The 17,453-nt window shown below is 40.5% G+C and carries 15 protein-coding genes; 8 read left to right on the forward strand and 7 right to left on the reverse strand.

All coding sequences use genetic code 11. The features are described 5' to 3' along the window. Window positions 1-7 precede the first annotated feature (7 nt). The 4 genes from crtB to RMX69_RS21025 all read left to right on the forward strand — a co-directional run bounded on the left by crtB (window position 8) and on the right by RMX69_RS21025 (window position 5,833). A complete protein-coding gene (gene crtB / locus RMX69_RS21010) occupies window positions 8-901 on the forward strand; it encodes a cyanoexosortase B (RefSeq protein ID WP_289794906.1) in 894 nt (297 codons plus the stop codon). 190 nt (window positions 902-1,091) lie between these two features. After that, window positions 1,092-1,814 carry a cyanoexosortase B system-associated protein gene (locus RMX69_RS21015; protein ID WP_289794905.1) on the forward strand — a complete coding sequence of 241 codons (723 nt, stop codon included), beginning with the start codon at window positions 1,092-1,094 and terminating at the stop codon, window positions 1,812-1,814. A 233-nt stretch (window positions 1,815-2,047) separates the two neighbouring features. Then, a complete protein-coding gene (locus tag RMX69_RS21020) occupies window positions 2,048-3,406 on the forward strand; it encodes a polysaccharide biosynthesis/export family protein (RefSeq protein ID WP_289794904.1) in 1,359 nt (452 codons plus the stop codon). A 252-nt stretch (window positions 3,407-3,658) separates the two neighbouring features. Continuing rightward, complete coding sequence (locus RMX69_RS21025; protein WP_322638612.1) at window positions 3,659-5,833, forward strand: polysaccharide biosynthesis tyrosine autokinase; 2,175 nt, start codon at window positions 3,659-3,661, stop codon at window positions 5,831-5,833. Window positions 5,834-5,971: 138 nt separating this feature from the next. On the opposite strand, the gene RMX69_RS21030 is transcribed toward RMX69_RS21025, so the two are convergent. Both RMX69_RS21030 and RMX69_RS21035 read right to left on the reverse strand, forming a co-directional pair. Continuing rightward, entirely contained in the window at window positions 5,972-6,643 is a 672-nt protein-coding gene (locus tag RMX69_RS21030; protein ID WP_322638637.1) for a rhomboid family intramembrane serine protease, read from the reverse strand. Between the two features lie 126 nt (window positions 6,644-6,769). Then, a complete protein-coding gene (locus RMX69_RS21035; protein WP_322638613.1) occupies window positions 6,770-7,489 on the reverse strand; it encodes a rhomboid family intramembrane serine protease in 720 nt (239 codons plus the stop codon). A 251-nt stretch (window positions 7,490-7,740) separates the two neighbouring features. Here RMX69_RS21035 and RMX69_RS21040 point away from each other — a divergent pair, with 251 nt between their 5' ends. Next, on the forward strand, window positions 7,741-8,361 hold the full coding sequence (locus tag RMX69_RS21040) for a hypothetical protein (protein ID WP_322638614.1): 621 nt from the start codon (window positions 7,741-7,743) through the stop codon (window positions 8,359-8,361). A 3-nt stretch (window positions 8,362-8,364) separates the two neighbouring features. On the opposite strand, the gene RMX69_RS21045 is transcribed toward RMX69_RS21040, so the two are convergent. The 5 genes from RMX69_RS21045 to uvrB all read right to left on the reverse strand — a co-directional run bounded on the left by RMX69_RS21045 (window position 8,365) and on the right by uvrB (window position 15,096). After that, the gene (locus tag RMX69_RS21045; protein ID WP_322638615.1) at window positions 8,365-8,961 is read right to left on the reverse strand and encodes a hypothetical protein; all 597 of its coding nucleotides are present in this window, start codon (window positions 8,959-8,961) and stop codon (window positions 8,365-8,367) included. Between the two features lie 132 nt (window positions 8,962-9,093). Further along, window positions 9,094-9,717, reverse strand: a complete 624-nt coding sequence (locus RMX69_RS21050; protein ID WP_322638616.1) for a Uma2 family endonuclease — start codon at window positions 9,715-9,717, stop codon at window positions 9,094-9,096. A gap of 138 nt (window positions 9,718-9,855) precedes the next feature. Beyond that, window positions 9,856-12,132 carry a DEAD/DEAH box helicase family protein gene (locus RMX69_RS21055; protein ID WP_322638617.1) on the reverse strand — a complete coding sequence of 759 codons (2,277 nt, stop codon included), beginning with the start codon at window positions 12,130-12,132 and terminating at the stop codon, window positions 9,856-9,858. Window positions 12,133-12,503: 371 nt separating this feature from the next. Then, window positions 12,504-13,088 carry a Uma2 family endonuclease gene (locus RMX69_RS21060; protein ID WP_322638618.1) on the reverse strand — a complete coding sequence of 195 codons (585 nt, stop codon included), beginning with the start codon at window positions 13,086-13,088 and terminating at the stop codon, window positions 12,504-12,506. Between the two features lie 10 nt (window positions 13,089-13,098). Continuing rightward, a complete protein-coding gene (gene uvrB / locus RMX69_RS21065) occupies window positions 13,099-15,096 on the reverse strand; it encodes an excinuclease ABC subunit UvrB (protein ID WP_322638619.1) in 1,998 nt (665 codons plus the stop codon). Between the two features lie 253 nt (window positions 15,097-15,349). Here uvrB and RMX69_RS21070 point away from each other — a divergent pair, with 253 nt between their 5' ends. The 3 genes from RMX69_RS21070 (at window position 15,350) to RMX69_RS21080 (ending at window position 17,439) form a co-directional block, all read left to right on the forward strand. Further along, window positions 15,350-15,814 (forward strand): hypothetical protein, encoded by a 465-nt coding sequence (locus RMX69_RS21070; protein WP_289794892.1) that lies wholly within the window; start codon window positions 15,350-15,352, stop codon window positions 15,812-15,814. 349 nt (window positions 15,815-16,163) lie between these two features. Continuing rightward, window positions 16,164-16,346, forward strand: a complete 183-nt coding sequence (locus RMX69_RS21075) for a CsbD family protein (protein WP_069070399.1) — start codon at window positions 16,164-16,166, stop codon at window positions 16,344-16,346. 454 nt (window positions 16,347-16,800) lie between these two features. Beyond that, window positions 16,801-17,439: a histidine phosphatase family protein gene (locus RMX69_RS21080; protein WP_289794891.1), complete on the forward strand. Its 639-nt coding sequence runs from the start codon at window positions 16,801-16,803 to the stop codon at window positions 17,437-17,439. Window positions 17,440-17,453: the final 14 nt, after the last annotated feature.

The raw sequence follows: 17,453 nt of genomic DNA on the forward strand, positions 1-17,453 counted from the left end.
GAAAATCATGGCACTCCAGCAACAGGTTAAAAATATAAACGCATCAGGCTTGTTAAATCTAGCTATTTTAGGCGTTTTGCTGCTGCTTTATTCTCCAATATTGTTACACTGGTTGGATGGTTGGCTGCACAAAAATATCAGTACAGAACACGAATATTTCAGCCACGGGATTATTGGTCTACCATTTGCGGCTTATCTGGGCTGGATGAACCGGAAAAAGTGGAGACGTTTGCCAGATACCATCAATCCTTTAGGCGCTGTTTTATTGCCATTAGGGGCAGTTTTTTATCTTAGCGGTGTTACAGAGTGGGTTAACCTTTCCTTGCCCGTGATATTAATCGGATTATGCTTGTGGTTTAAGGGAATAGCAGGTTTGCGATTACAAGGATTCCCTCTACTACTAGTATTTTTAGCAACCCCAACAGCATTACCCTATCTCATTGCTCCCTATACCTTACCTCTGCAAAGCTTCATCGCTGGCACAGCAGGTTTCATACTGAATCAATTTGGGATGGAAGTAACCGTAGATGAGATCAATCTTTACGTGGGAGGACGGATTGTAGAAGTTGCTCCCTATTGTGCAGGGCTGAAAATGTTGTTTACAACTCTCTACGTGGGCTTGATGCTGCTTTATTGGACAGATGCTTTGTCTTCACGGCGGACAACTATATCGTTTTTATCTCTTGCTGCGATCGTTAGTATTATTGCCAATATCATTCGTAATACTTTACTTACTTTCTTTCACGGCACGGGTCAAGAAGCGTCTTTTAAATGGCTGCATGATGGTTGGGGTGGTGATCTTTACTCTGCTTGTATGCTGGTGTCACTAGTGCCCTTACTGAATTGGATTAATAGCTATTTTTCAGCATCTCTAGAAACTGAGCAAGAGGCAGAAAGTTAGAGGCATTGGGCATTGGGTAGAGGGGCAGAGGAGCAGAGGAGAAAATTTTCTGCAACTTCTCCCCTGTTCTCCATTTTTCACTCTCCACTCCCTTAATTTTTCATCACTTATACGTAAGTCCTAAATATTACTGAACTCACAATGTGATTTTATAAAGTAAGATTCTGCCTAAGTATTGCAAATTTTACTGATGATTTCCTTCTCTAAATTTTTCAAGGAAAACCAATTGACTCAGGTAGCAGCACTTTTGTTGTTGCTACTGCTGCTAGCAATGGCAGGGGTTCCCGGATATCTGACAGGACACTGGCAATGGAAACAGCCGCCAGCTGTTACTACCCTCCACGAATTAAAACAGATCCGCAAGACTGGGTTAACCCTTCCTGGTTGGCAAACTATTGAACAAGCAGAACAGCAAATTGGCGAACATAATTGGTCTTTGCAGGTAATTAAAAAAGAAGGTTCCGAATCCCAAGCAATCCTGCTTTTGTTGCCGCAAAATGGGCCTATGGATCAACCAGAGGTAGAGTGGACAGACGTTAACGGCTGGGGAAGGTCACGCTGGGGAAAGTGGGATATAGCTCAATCTCGTTCTGCGGAATTTACTGTGAAACCATCTGCAAAGTTAGCTTCTAATGTCGAAACTAAAGTAGAAGCTAGGTTTTTTCGCGCCTCCACACCACAGCAAACCTTCGCTGTTTTGCAATGGTATGCGATGCCAGACGGCGGAAATCCATCACCTTTTCACTGGTTTTTGGCAGATCAACTGGCACAGTGGCGCAAGCAACGCACTCCTTGGGTTGGCGTGAGCATTCTGATTCCAATGGAACCTTTGGGGCAGGTAGAAACATCTTGGTCTTTAGCCCAGTCTATTGGGGAAACAGTGCAAGCTGCATTAATGGCAGGCCCTTTATAGAGTCTGTTATAGATGCCCTTGTGCAGAGATTTATCAAGAGTATGTCTATAAATTGTGTTCAGACTGAAACTCACCTAAAATGATGTTAACAACATGAAGTTAGAAATTAAATTGAGCAAAATTATTTTTTTTCTCTTGGTAAATACTTCTAGATAAAAGAGACATTGAAGGCATTTTTAGAGTAAAATAACCACTCGGCGCGACTAATTTCTATATCAATATTTTCTACACCGATGTTCATAGATGCCAGTTATTATATGCGTGGATTCAGCGCCCTGTGTTTTGTCAGTCTTCAAGTAGGAGTTTTCTTAACAACACCTATCCAACTTGTTGTTGCCCAGCCTTTTCCATCTCAAGGACAATCACCAGGGAAATTCCCCTCACCTGTGCCAGTTAATGAAGTTGCACCTCTAGGCGCAAATGAAGAAATTTCCCCGCAACTGAGCCGCTACCTTTTGGGGCCAGGAGATGCAATTGGTGTTGTGCTTCAGCGTCCTCCTGGGCCATACCGTTTAGGCATAGGAGATGGAATTAGCGTTTCGGTTCAGCGCTTTCCAGATTTGAGCTTTCAAGCTTTAATCAACCCAGAAGGTAATATTGCGGTGCCGTTATTGGGAACAATTTCTTTACAAGGTTTAACTTTGGAAGAAGCTCAAGAAAAAATTCGCTTGGGTTTAAATCGTTATGTAGTCGATCCAATAATAGTTTTAGCCTTAGTAACGCAGCGTCAAGACCTCAGTTTTCAAGCTGTAATTAGTCCAGAAGGCAACATCATCGTGCCACAAGTGGGAACGGTGTCATTAAAAGGTTTAACCTTGGAAGAAGCTCAAGAAAAAATTCGTTTGGGCTTGAGTCGCTTTTTCCCAGATCCAATCGTGGTAGTATCTTTGGCAGGAACGCGACCAGTTCAAGTTACCATTAGCGGAGAAATATTTCGACCAGGAATTTATCCAATTAATTCACCAACACCCCGCGTTGCTGATGCTTTGCTAACATCTGGTGGTTCAACGTTGAATGCAGACCTGCGACAGGTGCAAGTACGGCGAAAGTTAATCGATGGTTCTGTGATTTCACAAACTATTGACTTATACGCAGCATTGCAAAATGGCGGTTCAATCCCGAATTTACGCTTACAAGACGGAGATGCAATACTCGTACCCCGTCGTGAAGTTGGTAATGAGGATGGTTATGACCGCAATTTGGTAGCACGTTCATCCTTGGCCACACCACAGATTAGAGTCCGAGTTTTAAACTACGCTGCTGGTGGTCTTTCCATTCAAGCACTGCCTAACGGTAGTACATTTGTAGATGCTTTGGGAGGTGTAAATCTAGACACTGCTAATCTGAGAGATATCGCTCTGGTTCGCTTTGATTCGGAACGAGGCAAAGCTGTTACCCAAAAACTTGATGCTAAAAAAGCTCTAGGCGGTGATGCGTCGCAAAATGTAGCACTTCAAGATAATGATGTTATTGTTGTTGGTCGGAACCTCATTGGTAGAATTACTAATTTCTTGACCACCATTACCCAACCTTTCTTCAATGTTCAATCCTTTCTCCGGTTTTTTGACAATATCGGTGGTGGCTCGAATTAGTAACATTAAAAGAAAGATAAAACCTAGAAATAGTTTGGAGTATAGGAAGCCACATCTCTAACTGATATTTTAATTTATTAATGGAAAAATCTTAAAGATATCAACCGATATATACAGTAGGAAGTTGATAGCATCCTTGTATCAAAGCCACTATCTTTTAGTTTGGTGCTTCCTAAATTTTGAATTTTGTTAGCGCAGCGTTAGCGAGTCTGCGAGCGTCATATTTAAATTTTGAATTGGAGCGAAGCGACCATGACCCCACCAATTGTTAAACGCTATCTTATTGCTTTTGATAAATATAAGTGGATTGGACTAGCTAGTTTTGGTTTAGTTGTTGCCGGATCAACTGTGGTAGCTATGCAACCAGAGCCACCTACTAGCTATATAGCATCTGGGGCACTTACTTATAGTGGACCACCAGTTTCTTTCTCTGCAACTGGTAATGAAATCCAACAGCAAGGGAAGGAACTAAATGAGGAAGTTTTACTATCAAACCAGATAATTGCAAGTGTGGCGGAGAAAGTCGGTGTCAAACCGAAACAACTCGGTGCAAGTCTTGCTCTTGCTCTACCTAAAAAAAATGCTAAGAGTGGAGAATTAGAATCTTCTACCTTTGAACTTAAATATGTAGATAGTGACGCCAAACGAGGCATACAGGTATTGACGGAATTGATGCAAGCAATGATCAAGTTGAGTAGTGACATCAATACTGGGCGATTACAAGCAATTATTCAAAAGATTAACGATCGCACACCACAAGCTAAACGGGAATTGCAAATTGCTGAAAAGAAGTTAGAACAGTACGATCGCGTAGAGCGAACAGCAATCTTAGCAGCAGAGAATGGCAGCTTGTTAAGCGCCATTACTGCCAGCCAAAATCTCCAACGGCAAATTCAATTAACTATTTCAGGGGTTGATGGTCAAGCTCGCAGTTTACAAAATAAGTTAGGCTTAACAGTCGGACAAGCTTATGTTTCTTCTGCTTTGAGTGCCGATCCAATTATTGGGAACTTACGAGCGCAAATTTATCAAAGTGAATCGCAAATCGCTGTACTCAGAAAAGATTTGCGGCCGGAACATCCAACGATGGTGCAGTTAATGCGTCAGAAACAAGCTGCTGAGGAATTACTACAACAACGTGCTGCTGAAGTTTTAGGTGGTGGTGGGACGGCGGCTCCGCTTCAGGGTAGCGTTGCAGGTATTCGCACTCAAAGCAGTTTAGATCCAACACGCCAGCAATTGGCAAACCAAATGGTGTCTTTACAAACCCAACGGGAGACGCTGCAACAACAACTAGCTCAAGAAATCCAACTAGAAGCGCGACTCCGGCGAGAGTATGCTTTGATACCCAATAAGCAATTAGAGCGATCGCGTTTAGAACAGGAGGTTGGACTCAAAAAAGCCATCTATGACCAAATGCAGGTGAAGCTAACCGATGCGAAAACCGCAGAGGCAGAAACTACTAGCAGCCTCAGTATTGCCAGACGCCCCGCAGTCACTGTCGATCCCAAACCTCCGAAGAGTGTGCCTATTACCCTTGCTGTAGGTGGTTTCTTAGGTGTATTGATTGGTGGCGGGGTGATATTTTTGTTGGGAGCGCTGGAAGGGACTTTCAAAACCAGAGAGGATATTCGCGAGAGCCTCAAGCAACGAGAAGTGGCACTGTTGGGAGAATTGCCTTTAATGCCAGTTGATGATTTGGAGCCAGATGTTGTACCGGTAGTATTTTCCCAAGATTCTCCTTATTTAGAATTTTATGAGAAATTCCGTAGTAATATGCGCCGGATTGGTGGTAAAAACTTAAAGGTAGTATTGATTACTAGCACCAGTAGCCTAGAGGGTAAAACAGCAAGTGCTTATAATTTGGGTGTTGCTTCCGCCCGTGCCGGTAAAAGAACCTTAATTATCGAAACAGATTTGCGATCGCCTTCCCGTTGTACATCGTTAAAAGTAATCCCTGACCCGGAAGCCACTATTGAACCCCTACGTTATTACGCTAATTTGAGTGAATGTATTCGTTTAGTTCCTGATATTGAAAATTTATACATTCTTCCCAGCCCTGGACCAGTAAGGCAATCCGCTGCTATTCTTGAATCCAGCGAAATGCGGCGTCTGATAGAAGATGTCCGCGAACGTTTTGATTTAGTCATTTTAGATACTAGTCCCCTCAGCATATCCAATGACCCTTTGTTAATTCAACCCTACAGCGATGGGATCGTACTAGTGGCGCGACCAAACTATACGCAAGAGAATATGCTAGGTGAAGCTATCGATCAATTGGTTGAATCTGAACTGGGGTTATTGGGAGCAATTATTAATGGTGCTGATATCATCGTTTCTGCACGTGAAGAAGTTGCAAAATCATCAACATTTATATCTGAGGTAGAACAGTCAGAAGAAGTTTCAGCGAGTGCCAACAAAAACTAATAGTTTCAAATGTGTAAATTTTAACGCAGACTATCGGATTTGCGTTGGCGTTCGCTTTAGCGTCTCTGAAAAAGAATCGTCTCGCAGAGAATTGAAAGGTAGCAATTTTTTTGCTCAGAGTTTCAGGAAATGCTATATTTAGTCGCGTCGAAACAAGCCAAATAAGGGAGCAAGAATTACCCCAAATACAAAACCACCGATGTGCGCCCAATATGCAACTCCACCAGTTTGCACGGCCATATTAGCGGCTGTTTGAAGGGTAGCAAGACCGGATATCACATTTTGCACGACAAAAATCCCAATGATGACTAGTGCTGGAACTCTGATTGTGGTGATGAAAAACCCCAAAAATATTAAAGTCATGACTTGAGCGTGGGGAAAGCGGATAATGTACGCGCCCAAAATCCCAGAAATTGCACCACTTGCCCCCAAGGAAGGAATCTCAGAATTCATCCCAATAAACCATTGGCATAAGGCAGCTAAAGCACCACACGCCAAATAAAAAATCAGATATTTGGCATGACCTAATCGATCTTCAATATTATTGCCAAAAACCCAGAGAAATACCATATTTGAGATTAAGTGCCACCAACCACCATGTAAAAATTGCGACGTAAATAACGTTATCCACTCTCCATTTAAATTGGTGGTTAACTCTTGAGGCACTACTGCATACTCACTGAAAAACTGACTCAATTGTGCACGTGACAGGCTCACCTCGTGAATAAAAACTAAAACATTCATGCCAATTAACCCATAGGTGAAATACGGGGTGATTCGCGTCGGATTTTCATCGTAGAGGGGAAACACAGGTGTTTTTCCTAAATTATTGACTAACTGCAATATAGCTTGTCAGGCTAGCAGTTGCGAAGGTTAAACAATTTCACCTATTAAATTAATCAGTATAATTGAGGGTAACAAAGATACTGTGAAAAATTACTTATACCAAGATTCTTCCTGGGATTTATCGCTAAATAAACCCAATAGTGGGCCGAGAATTGCCCCGAAGATAAACCCGCCGGCATGGGCCCAGTAGGCAATACCACCGCTTTCCATACCGATGTTGGTACGTGCTTCCAGGCTGGTAAGTCCGTAGAAGGCTTGTTCGAGAAACCAGAATCCTAAAAAGAAATATGCGGGGACACGGAAAGTTGGGAAGAAAAAGCCTAAAGGTACAACGCCAAGAACTTCGGCGTTGGGAAAGCGGAGAATGTATGCACCCATAACACCTGCGATCGCACCACTTGCACCTAAAGAAGGAATGCTAGAATCTTGAGCGAAGAACCACTGAGTCAAGGATGCCAAAACACCACAAGATAAATAAAACAGTAAATATTTGGCATGACCTAACTTATCTTCAACGTTGTTGCCAAAAATCCAGAGAAACAACATATTGCCGCCTAAGTGCAACAATCCCCCATGCAGAAATTGGGAAGTAATCAAAGTTGCCCACTCTGGTACTGGTTGATGTACAGAGATACCAGCAAAGCTTAAAGTAAGTTCTCGTGGAACTACAGCCGCAAGGTGTAAAAATCCATTTAATGCTTGTGGGGGAAGACTTGCTTCATAAAGAAAAGCGAGGACATTGGCAGCAATCAGTCCATAAGTTACATAAGGCGTGATTTTTGTCGGATTATTATCTCTAATGGGAACCACGAGCGTTTTTTCCTGATTTTAAGACAGCAATTCTACAATACGGAATTTTGTAAGTAGTTTCTTCTACCTCGTGGATGGATCTCAGTTTCATATTTGAGATTTATTGTAGGACTTACCTTTAAGCAGTAAGCATCATGCCATAATTTTCCAGTTAGAGAAGAAAGGAGCTTGACTATAGTGTTATTTTGTTCATCTAAGATGTTCCATAGGATGATATCTGCTAGTTAATTCTCATATAGGCTTGGTTACTCATGTTTTTTTCAAATTCTCTGGAAAATCAACTCCAGCGCTGGAACGAAACCATTCGCAATCAGCCGAAAAATCCCAATGCTTACATTCGTCGAGGCATGGTTAACTTTCAACTAGCCAAGATTGATGAATCTATTCAAGATTTTGATATAGCAGAGCAATTAGATGCCCGTATTAAACCCTATCTCTGGCAACGGGGATTATCGTATTATTATGCAGAAAGATTTGCTGAGGGCGCTGAACAATTTGAAATAGATTTGACTGTAAATGCTCAAGATGTAGAAGAAACAGTATGGCGATATCTCTGCATAGCTCGTTTGTTAGGTGTTGAAGAGGCGCGTAATTCTCTACTAACTGTGAAAAATGACCCTCGACGTATTATGCAGCGCGTATATGATTTTTATGCGGGTAATTGTACACCAGATGATGTTTTAACTATTGGTGAATCAGAAGGGATAAAGGGAAATTTTTACAGTCATCTTTACTTGGGATTATATTACGAAGCTCAAAATAATCGTGATTTAGCTCAGGAGTATATAGTGAAAGCTGCTGATAATTACAAAATTGATGATTATATGTGGTATTTAGCGCAGGTACATAAAAAATTACGAGGGTGGATATAGTCTTTATAGTGACAGATATGGCACTCTTCGACGAATCTTTACTACACCATGCACAATTCCTAACATTGCACCGATGTAAAGTCCAATATGGATTCCCCAAACTAACATAAATCTGGAAACTTCTGGTGGCTGAACGACTGGCATAATCTGATCGGCAAAGAAAGGAAATTGAAAATAATAGAATATGAATCCTGTGATCTGAGCAACTACAATTGCCCAAATAATCGGATACCGCGCCATTTTAAGTAATTGACGATAAGACAAAGGTAACTTTCGTCTCTGATTAACCAAGAGAAATATGCCGTAGCTTAAAAAACCAGCAAAAAACCCCGCCTGAAATCCAACCTCACTGACTTCCCAGCGAAAATTAGAACCATAAGGAACATTTTTGAAGTAATAAAAGTAAGCGGGTGAGAGAGTACAGGTAATCTGATCGTTAACGATACCAAACCCAGCACCGATTAAACCGGACACTATTAAAAATGAGTATTCCTGAAGTTTTGTCGGTTTTGTTGGATTACGCCAGTAGTCTACAGCTACAACCAAACCCATCAGCAAAAACAAAATCAGCAGTCGATATTGATATGGAATACTTTGCATAAGACAACTGGTTTAATCCAAAATTAGCCTTTCAGGAAGTGTAATTATTTACAACTTCTTCAGAATTTTCACCATTGTATGCGAAGCATCTGTGGAGATAGGATGAAATTCAAAAATTGACTATCTATTAGGTCAATTTTCGGTTGCTTCAGTTTCAAACTGCACTTGGCGGTACAAATCAGCGATGCCTTCGGCGGGCTTCGCCAACGCAATTTCTACATCTACCGATTCCAGCCGCAATATATCGCCCAAATTATACTCCGACAGCACCCATTTTCCCTGTTCGTTGCGCCGAAACACTTCTACAACCGGTTGAGCTACTTGTACTAAGACATATTCTTGCAAGGTTGGAGATTGGCGATATTTAGCAAACTTTTTCCCCCTATCGGCTGCTTCAGTTGAAGGTGATAGCACTTCAATAATTAAGCAGGGAAATTGTACCAATTGTGGATCGGTATCTCGCTCATCGCAAGTTACCACCACATCTGGATAAAAATACTTTTGCCCTGGTTCTACCTGCACCTTCACATCTACAATGTATACTTCACAGGTGCGTAGGCGTAGCCCGTCGTAGACATCGGCTAGGGCATCATCTAGAAGTTTAAAGAAATTTAGACAAACCTGATTATGATTGCGTGTACCACCGATCATCGCTACAACTTCGCCATCCCAATACTCGTAGCGTTGCTCTTGGGTGGGTTCCCAAACCAGATATTTTTCTGCACTCATCAAAATGCGATCGGGTAAAGCAACCATTAGCGCGATCTTTTAATGATTCACTTTATTTAGGATAGCGAAAAAGACGTTCTCTTGATTGCTACCCTGACTAAGCAGTAATATTTCAGGATTTTATATTGCTAATGTTTAATGCAATCGCGCAATTTTGCTGCTTCTTCAAATTCTAGTTTTTAGGTTTTCTAACCGAGTCTTTTCTGTGTGAGCTTTACGAGATAAAACTTGAAGATTATCTAGCGTGGTTAAACCACCTTTTGACATCGGTATGATGTGATCAATTTGGAAATCCCTTCGCATCTGGCTCTTAAACTCACTCATAGCACAGTTAATAAATCCCTTTGTATTTGTATATTTAGCAAACACAGCATCCTTAATATCTCTATACTCGGCTGGATCTCTCTCCCTAATTTCAACGAGTGAAAGACTTTCTAGGGGTACTGTGTCAGGAATTACGATTGGTGGAGTAACTATCAGATCAGGGTACACTCCGAGCAGTTTATTAATTTCAATGTCTACTTGCTTCTTGAAATACAGATAGTTATATCCAAATAGAACTTGCCAAAAGGATTTAGTGTCATTCCATAGAGAAGTGAGATATTCAGTTACTTGTCTAAGGGTTAAATCATTTTCGTATATATGCCTCGCTACAATTGACAAATCACACTTTCTACGTTCACTAAACGCAATAAATTCTGGCTCCATCTGTTTTTGAGCGTAGAAACGTAGAATGTTCTCAACATCAGCATCTCTATAGCCAAGTAGGAATGAATGATCGGGAAAATAAAGTTTCTTTGTGAGTTGCAGCAGATATTTAAGTTCTTCGTCAGTTAATATCTCTCTGTTTTCGATATCAACGCTCTTAAATACACTCTCTAAATCATTGACAAAACTATCATAAGCCTCTTCAGTATCATTATATAGAAGTACATCATAGTTTCTAGATAGAGGTTCACCAGATTCAGAAGGTTCAAGAATAGAGAAACAATAAATTCCAACGGGAACTCGTCTCAAAAAGTCTAATTTTTCCCAGTCAGTAGTATCGATAGAATCATCCATCATGCGGGTAAATTCTTCAATCTTTTCAATAGATATAAGTCGAGCAATTCTCTTCATTGTCTCGATATCTTTATCGTCAGGGAATTCTACCTCTGCTACAATCAACTTCTCAGGATTGACCCAGTTAATCTTGTCTTCCCAATTGTCAATAAAGCTTACAACATAAGCTTTTTCTGTACCACCTGCCTTCTTCCCACGTAAGGCTCTACCTATCATCTGTGTCATTAGAATCGTAGAAGTAGTTGGGCGAGTCAGAAAAACAGTTTGAACGTTGGGTAAATCGGTTCCCTCAGTTAACATCTCTACATTAATGAGTACTTCAAGCTCTCCTTTTCTAAATCGCTTGATTTTCTCAGAATTTTCTTTTACAGAAACTGTAGCTCCTGTATTTGCATCTGATATTTTTGACGCTACAAAATCAGAGTTAATTCCTCGTTTCTGAAATAAGCTATTTAATGCGATCGCGTGTTGAATATCAACTGCAAAGACTAATAGTGGTTTATACTTCTCTTGATGATCAACGTAGTGATCAACAATCCCTTTGTTACGGATATTAGACATTGCGATCTTTTCGGCAATTTTTTTGGGAAGCTTGTCAAAATTTTCGATCGCTTTGATGTCTTTATCGGTCAATTCCCGATAAAAATCTAGTTCTGTTTCTAAGTTCTCGAAAATTGGTTCAGCAAGAATTCCTCTAGTAATGAGTGTTCTTAAGTGTTCTGAAAAGATAATGTCGTCAGGAAAGACTTTTTTAAGTAGACCTTGTTCACCTTTATCTGTTCTGAATGGAGTCGCTGTCAACCCCAACATTCTAAAACTATCTGCCTTGCCTCTATCTTTAAAGTTTTGCTTGATGTCGTCAATTAGTTTTCGATAAGTTTTTGCTGTTGCGTGGTGTGCTTCATCAACTACTAATAGAACTGCATCAGAATGTTTAACCCAATTGTCGAGGAGGTGGTTTAATCCACTATTTAGACTATCTTTACTAGCAATAATAATATCGTCACTTGGTTGAATATTAACAGGACGATCATGTTTAGGATGACCGGAAATCACACGATATCTAAACTTTTCGACATTATTGAGCAATGAAGGATCGGCACTAAATTTCAACGTCTCAAAGGCTTGGTCAAGTAACTCATGCCGATGAGCGATCCACAAAACTTTTTTTCGCTTATCGATAAAGTTACGTAGTAACCAATTAATCGCTATCAAAGTTTTTCCACCACCCGTAGGCAAAACTAGTAAGCCTTCAAATGGAGACTTGTTTTTTTGATCCAGTGCTTTGATTGCCTCGTTCTGGTGAGCGTAAAGTTCTCTAGGATTTTTGCCTGCATTAACTTGGATCTGACCTGAATACTCAACTTCAACTGTTTGCATAGTAGTGGAAACCAAAGATAATTATGGATTTGGGTTTTGTTCAATTGCTCACAACCTTGCAGCACCCTCAATCACAGTGTTCCCGATTTCAAGGCAATCAATAACAATCTCAGTGCAATTGCCCTACGCATAACGTCAAGGTAGATAAATACTTGATACCAATAGATAAGCTTTCGGCTACGCCGCCTCATCTGGGCACATCTACGCATCCTAATCCCTAGTTTCGGTTTCAAACTGCACTTAGCAGTACAAATCAGCGTAAGGGTAGCCCGTCGTAGACATCGCTATTTCTACATCCACCGAATTGCTACCCTAACCAACCACTAATGCTCTAGCATTTTATTTCGCAGATGCTTTCTGGCGATCGCCTCCTAGACTTTCCGCAATAATTCCCGAATTGCGATCGCACAATCAGGGAAAGATAAAGGTGAAATTGTCACATCCTCTGCAAGTATGCTCTCGCTGTGATATCCGTCTGGACTAGGGAGACGATACATATACAACTTGCGTCCATTGACATCTAAAATCCAGTACTCAATAATCCCTGATTTAGAGTATGCGTTCGCCCTTGGCGTTGGCGAAGCCATCGCTTTCACCTCTCGATCATATTTGAGACTGGAATCAGCTATTTCAATCAGTAAAAACACTTCGGAAGCATTGGGATGGTGATCCTCATAATCTAATGGATTCAGCTTCACCACTGAAATATCTGGTTCTGGTTCCGAATAATCATCAAGTTGCACTGGTGATTGGATTCTTAATAAAACTTTGTCATCCAAACGTTGACGTAATAATCTTTCTGTGCGGGTAATCGCTGATTCGTGAGCAGTACCTTTTGCTGACATTCTGATAATTTGTCCCGCGATTAATTCTAAGCGTTCTTCAGGATGAAAAATACCCATTTCCGCCATTTGGTGATATTCTCGAACACTAATTAGGCGAATATTGGTTAGCATAAGATTCACGTTAATGTCCTAGCATTTTATCTCGCAGATGTTTAATGCGATCGCGCAATTTCCCCGCCTCTTCAAATTCCAGTTTCTTCGCCGCTTCTTTCATCTGCGCTTCCAACAAAGTAATCAACCCTGGAATCTGTTCTAATGGCAGTTCATCTAGATGTTCATCTACAACTTTCAAATCAGTTGCATTTAACCGCCGAGATACATCTAAAAAAGCCAAAATCGCATTACTTGATTTTTTCACAATTGGTTGTGGTGTAATCCCATGCAATCGATTATGTGCTGTTTGAATCCCACGCCGCCTATCTGTTTCATCAATAGCTTTAATCATGCTACCTGTCATATTATCGGCATACAAAATCGCTTGCCCCTGGATGTGACGCGCGGCTCTACCAATAGTTTGAATTAAGGAACGCTCGGTTCTCAAAAAACCTTCTTTATCTGCATCCATAATTGCCACTAAGGAAACTTCGGGTAAATCTAAACCTTCCCGCAGCAAGTTCACACCAACTAAAACATCAAATTTTCCCTCGCGCAAGTTCTGCAAAATTTCAATCCGCTCAATAGAAGTAATCTCGGAATGTAAATACCGTACCCTGATACCGTGGTCTTGCAAATATTCGGTTAAATCTTCCGCCATGCGTTTGGTTAATGTGGTAATTAACACTCGTTCATGGCGATCGGCTCTATCTTTAATTTCTCCCAGTAAATCATCAATTTGTCCTTCGGTAGGACGCACAGAAATTTCTGGATCAACTACCCCAGTTGGTCGAATTACTTGCTCAACTATATGATCTTCAGAAACTTCTATTTCCCAATTTCCGGGAGTTGCGGAAACAAAGATACACTGATTTACTTTTTGCCAAAATTCCTCGGCTTTCAAAGGACGATTATCAGCAGCACTAGGAAGCCGAAATCCATGTTCAATTAAAACTTTTTTTCTCGCTTGGTCGCCGTTATACATACCGCGAATTTGGGGTACTGTAACGTGAGATTCATCGATAATTAGTAGCCAATCTTTGGGAAAATAATCAATTAAACATTCTGGTGATTCTCCAGCTTGTCTTCCTGCTAAGTGACGGGAATAATTCTCGACACCGTTGCAGTAACCGACCTCGCGCAGCATTTCTAGATCATAGCGTGTACGTTGATCTATGCGTTGCGCTTCTAATAGTTTCCCAGCTTGTTCTAAGTCTAGTTTTTGCTGTTTTAATTCGGCTGCAATATCATTACAAGCTACTTCTAACCGTTCTTCTGGGGTGACAAAGTGTCGTGCTGGGTAAACATTCACCGCTTCCAAACTCTTGAGAATTTCCCCTGTCACTGGATCAATGTAACGAATCGCGTCTATTTCATCACCAAAGAATTCGACGCGAATAATTCGGTCTTCATAAGCTGGGCCAATTTCTAAGACATCACCACGGACGCGAAATTTTCCTCGACCCATTTCGATGTCGTTACGGCTATATTGAACATTTGCCAAATCTCGTAAAATTTGGCGTTGATTTACTTCCATACCTATCTGAAGGGGGATGGCAGCTTTCAGATATTCTGCTGGCATTCCCAAGCCGTAGATGCAGCTGATAGAAGCAACGACAATGACATCACGGCGTTCAAACAGCGATCGCGTCGCTGAATGTCGCAACATATCTATTTCATCATTAATTGCCGCCGTTTTTTCAATATAAGTATCGGTGACGGGAATATACGCTTCTGGCTGATAATAATCGTAGTAGCTGACAAAATACTCGACTGCGTTGTTGGGGAAGAAATCCCGCAACTCGTTACAAAGTTGGGCAGCCAGGGTTTTGTTATGCGCCAGTACTAAAGTAGGCTTGCCAATTTTCTCAATAACTGCTGCTACCGAAAATGTCTTACCAGTTCCAGTGGCTCCTAGTAAAGTTTGGTAACGATTGCCTGATTGGATACTAGCAGAAAGCTTAGCGATCGCTTGTGGTTGATCGCCTGTGGGACTAAAGGGAGCTTGAAGACAAAATTCTGTCATACAGTTTTGCTGTAAATACCCTATCTCATGGTGACGATTCCGCCCTGTATCCATTGTAGCTGGCTTAATAGAACAAATAAATAGTAATAATTGGTTACAAAAATTATTAATTTAAATTTACTTATGTATCAGTTTTAAAGATACTTATATCTATGTGAGGTTTTTTAAGGTTAAACTCTAATATATATGGGAAAAAATTTCATCTTTCCTTAATTATTGTAAAATTCAATTAACAAACCAGAGGTGTTCGTTTATGACTATTAGCAACGCTGGCAAAGCAATCAGTTCTCGGCAAAAGCCTGCCAAGTCTCCAGGGGAAACCACAGAGGGAGTTGAAAATCAACAAGATCAGAGCTTGAATGCAGATAAAATCGAGGAAGTTAATGAACTGCCAGTAGGAGCTTCTGGAACACTCGCCATTTCTGGAATTCGTCCCATAGGCGCTAGCGACTTAGAAGTTGCTGAACACCTTTCAATTTCTGGGGTGCGTCCCGTTAGCACCAGTACGTTAGAAGTAGTTGAAACCTATAACGCAATGGGTATTCGTCCAATTGGCGCTAATACATTCCAAGTCGTTGAAAGTATCAACCTCTCTGGGATTCGTCCAATTTCTTCAAGTTCATTGGTGATTTCTGACAGCTATTCAACATTCGGTAATCGTCCGATAGCACCAAATGAGATTGACAATTCTGAAACCCTGATGGGTTTTCTAGATTAAATAAAAAACATCCCCATAACTTTATTAACCCAGTTTCGTATAGAAACTGGTTTTTTTATTTAAACAGTCAAAAGCAGGGATTACCATATTGACATTTGTTCTATGTCTTTTAGCATAGGTAACTAAACTCTTCGTATTTTATTTTACATTCAACCAACAGCCAGAATGCTTACTACAACTACCTTTCTTAATTACGAATTACAAATTACGAATTACAAATTATTTAATATGCCTTGTGGTGGAAGGCTTTAGCAAAAACTTTAAGCTACTCTTGATAAGTAATTACAAAAGATTTCAAAGTTATTTTATAGCTTTGAAATTAATTTTTAATAAAATTAGGAGTATCAAAATGAGCATCGAAGATCGCGCAAAGGCTGCTGCTAAAAATGTTGAAGGTAAAGCCCAAGAAGCATTAGGAAATATCACTGGAGATCCAGAAGATAAAGCTAAAGGTAAAGCAAAGCAAGCTGAAAGCGAAGTACGTCACGGAATTGAAGACGTAAAAGATAATGTCAAGAAAAACATTGACTAATAATTCATAATTTTTTTGCAGAAAATCTAGGGATATAAATGGGGTGGATTCCATTTTTGCAGAAAAATTTGAATTGTTAAAGAACCAAGCTAAACTCTTTTGATATTCTCTGGACAGGGGTTAAAGAATAGAGTATAGCTTGATTGGTAGAATTTTTGTAGAGACGTAATTAATCACGTCTCTACACTTTTCAATAAATTTTATTTAATTTAAAACTTAAATATACCTAAACTATATTAATTATTTCACTCAGCACATAAATCCAACTGAATGACTGCTGATGATATTAGCAGAGTAGCGTAATATCTAAGACGGGCGTAGCTGTAATAACTTTGTTCAATCTGAAGATTATTCCAAACATCATTAAATTATAGTACTATAGCACGGGCATTAACTATCTTCAGCTACATCTGATTGTTAGCGCTCTTAAATTCACAATCAATGAGAATATACCGTGAGCCTAACTCTTTATTTCCTCCGTCACGGACAGACAGAATGCAGCCGCAATAACTCCTTTTGCGGTTCTATAGACTCAGAGCTTACCCCAGAAGGGTTGGAGATGGCAAAGGCTTTTGCTGATGCATATACTTCTAAGGATTGGACAGCAATATTTTGTAGTCCAATGCAGCGAACTGTATTGACAGCAAAACCGTTGTATGAAGCAATAGGAATAGAACCACAACTCAGAGATGGTTTGAAGGAAATTAACTATGGCTTGTGGGAAGGAAAAACTCCAGAAGTAATTATGCGTGAATATCACGATGATTATATTCGCTGGTCAGCAGATCCGGCTTGGAATGCTCCCAGTGGTGGAGAAATGGCTGTTACAATTGCTTATCGCGCCTTGCAGGTAATTGAAGAAATCAAGCAAAATTACAGTAGTGGCAATGTTTTAGTTGTGTCGCACAAGGCAACTATTAGAATTATTCTGTGTAGTTTACTGGGGATTGATGTGGGACGCTTCCGTTTTCGTTTGGGATGTCCTGTTGCTTCGGTCAGTATTGTAGAATTTACCTCACACGGGACGCTGTTAAAGGTTCTGGCAGACCGTAGTCATTTGGATGAGCGTTTGCGAAATTTACCAGGAACGTGAGGAGTCACTGACAT

It is taken from the genome of Nostoc sp. EspVER01 (genome assembly GCF_034530635.1).
Lineage (GTDB): Bacteria > Cyanobacteriota > Cyanobacteriia > Cyanobacteriales > Nostocaceae > Nostoc.

Excerpts from the sequence above, each read along its gene's own strand:
- RMX69_RS21070 (WP_289794892.1), top strand. The coding sequence starts at position 15,350 with ATGACTATTAGCAACGCTGGCAAAGCAATCAGTTCTCGGCAAAAGCCT.
- RMX69_RS21015 (WP_289794905.1), top strand. The coding sequence starts at position 1,092 with ATGATTTCCTTCTCTAAATTTTTCAAGGAAAACCAATTGACTCAGGTA.
- RMX69_RS21075 (WP_069070399.1), top strand. The coding sequence starts at position 16,164 with ATGAGCATCGAAGATCGCGCAAAGGCTGCTGCTAAAAATGTTGAAGGT.
- RMX69_RS21060 (WP_322638618.1), bottom strand. The coding sequence starts at position 13,088 with ATGCTAACCAATATTCGCCTAATTAGTGTTCGAGAATATCACCAAATG.
- RMX69_RS21045 (WP_322638615.1), bottom strand. The coding sequence starts at position 8,961 with ATGCAAAGTATTCCATATCAATATCGACTGCTGATTTTGTTTTTGCTG.
- crtB (WP_289794906.1), top strand. The coding sequence starts at position 8 with ATGGCACTCCAGCAACAGGTTAAAAATATAAACGCATCAGGCTTGTTA.
- RMX69_RS21050 (WP_322638616.1), bottom strand. The coding sequence starts at position 9,717 with ATGGTTGCTTTACCCGATCGCATTTTGATGAGTGCAGAAAAATATCTG.
- RMX69_RS21040 (WP_322638614.1), top strand. The coding sequence starts at position 7,741 with ATGTTTTTTTCAAATTCTCTGGAAAATCAACTCCAGCGCTGGAACGAA.
- RMX69_RS21025 (WP_322638612.1), top strand. The coding sequence starts at position 3,659 with ATGACCCCACCAATTGTTAAACGCTATCTTATTGCTTTTGATAAATAT.
- RMX69_RS21020 (WP_289794904.1), top strand. The coding sequence starts at position 2,048 with ATGTTCATAGATGCCAGTTATTATATGCGTGGATTCAGCGCCCTGTGT.
- uvrB (WP_322638619.1), bottom strand. The coding sequence starts at position 15,096 with ATGACAGAATTTTGTCTTCAAGCTCCCTTTAGTCCCACAGGCGATCAA.
- RMX69_RS21055 (WP_322638617.1), bottom strand. The coding sequence starts at position 12,132 with ATGCAAACAGTTGAAGTTGAGTATTCAGGTCAGATCCAAGTTAATGCA.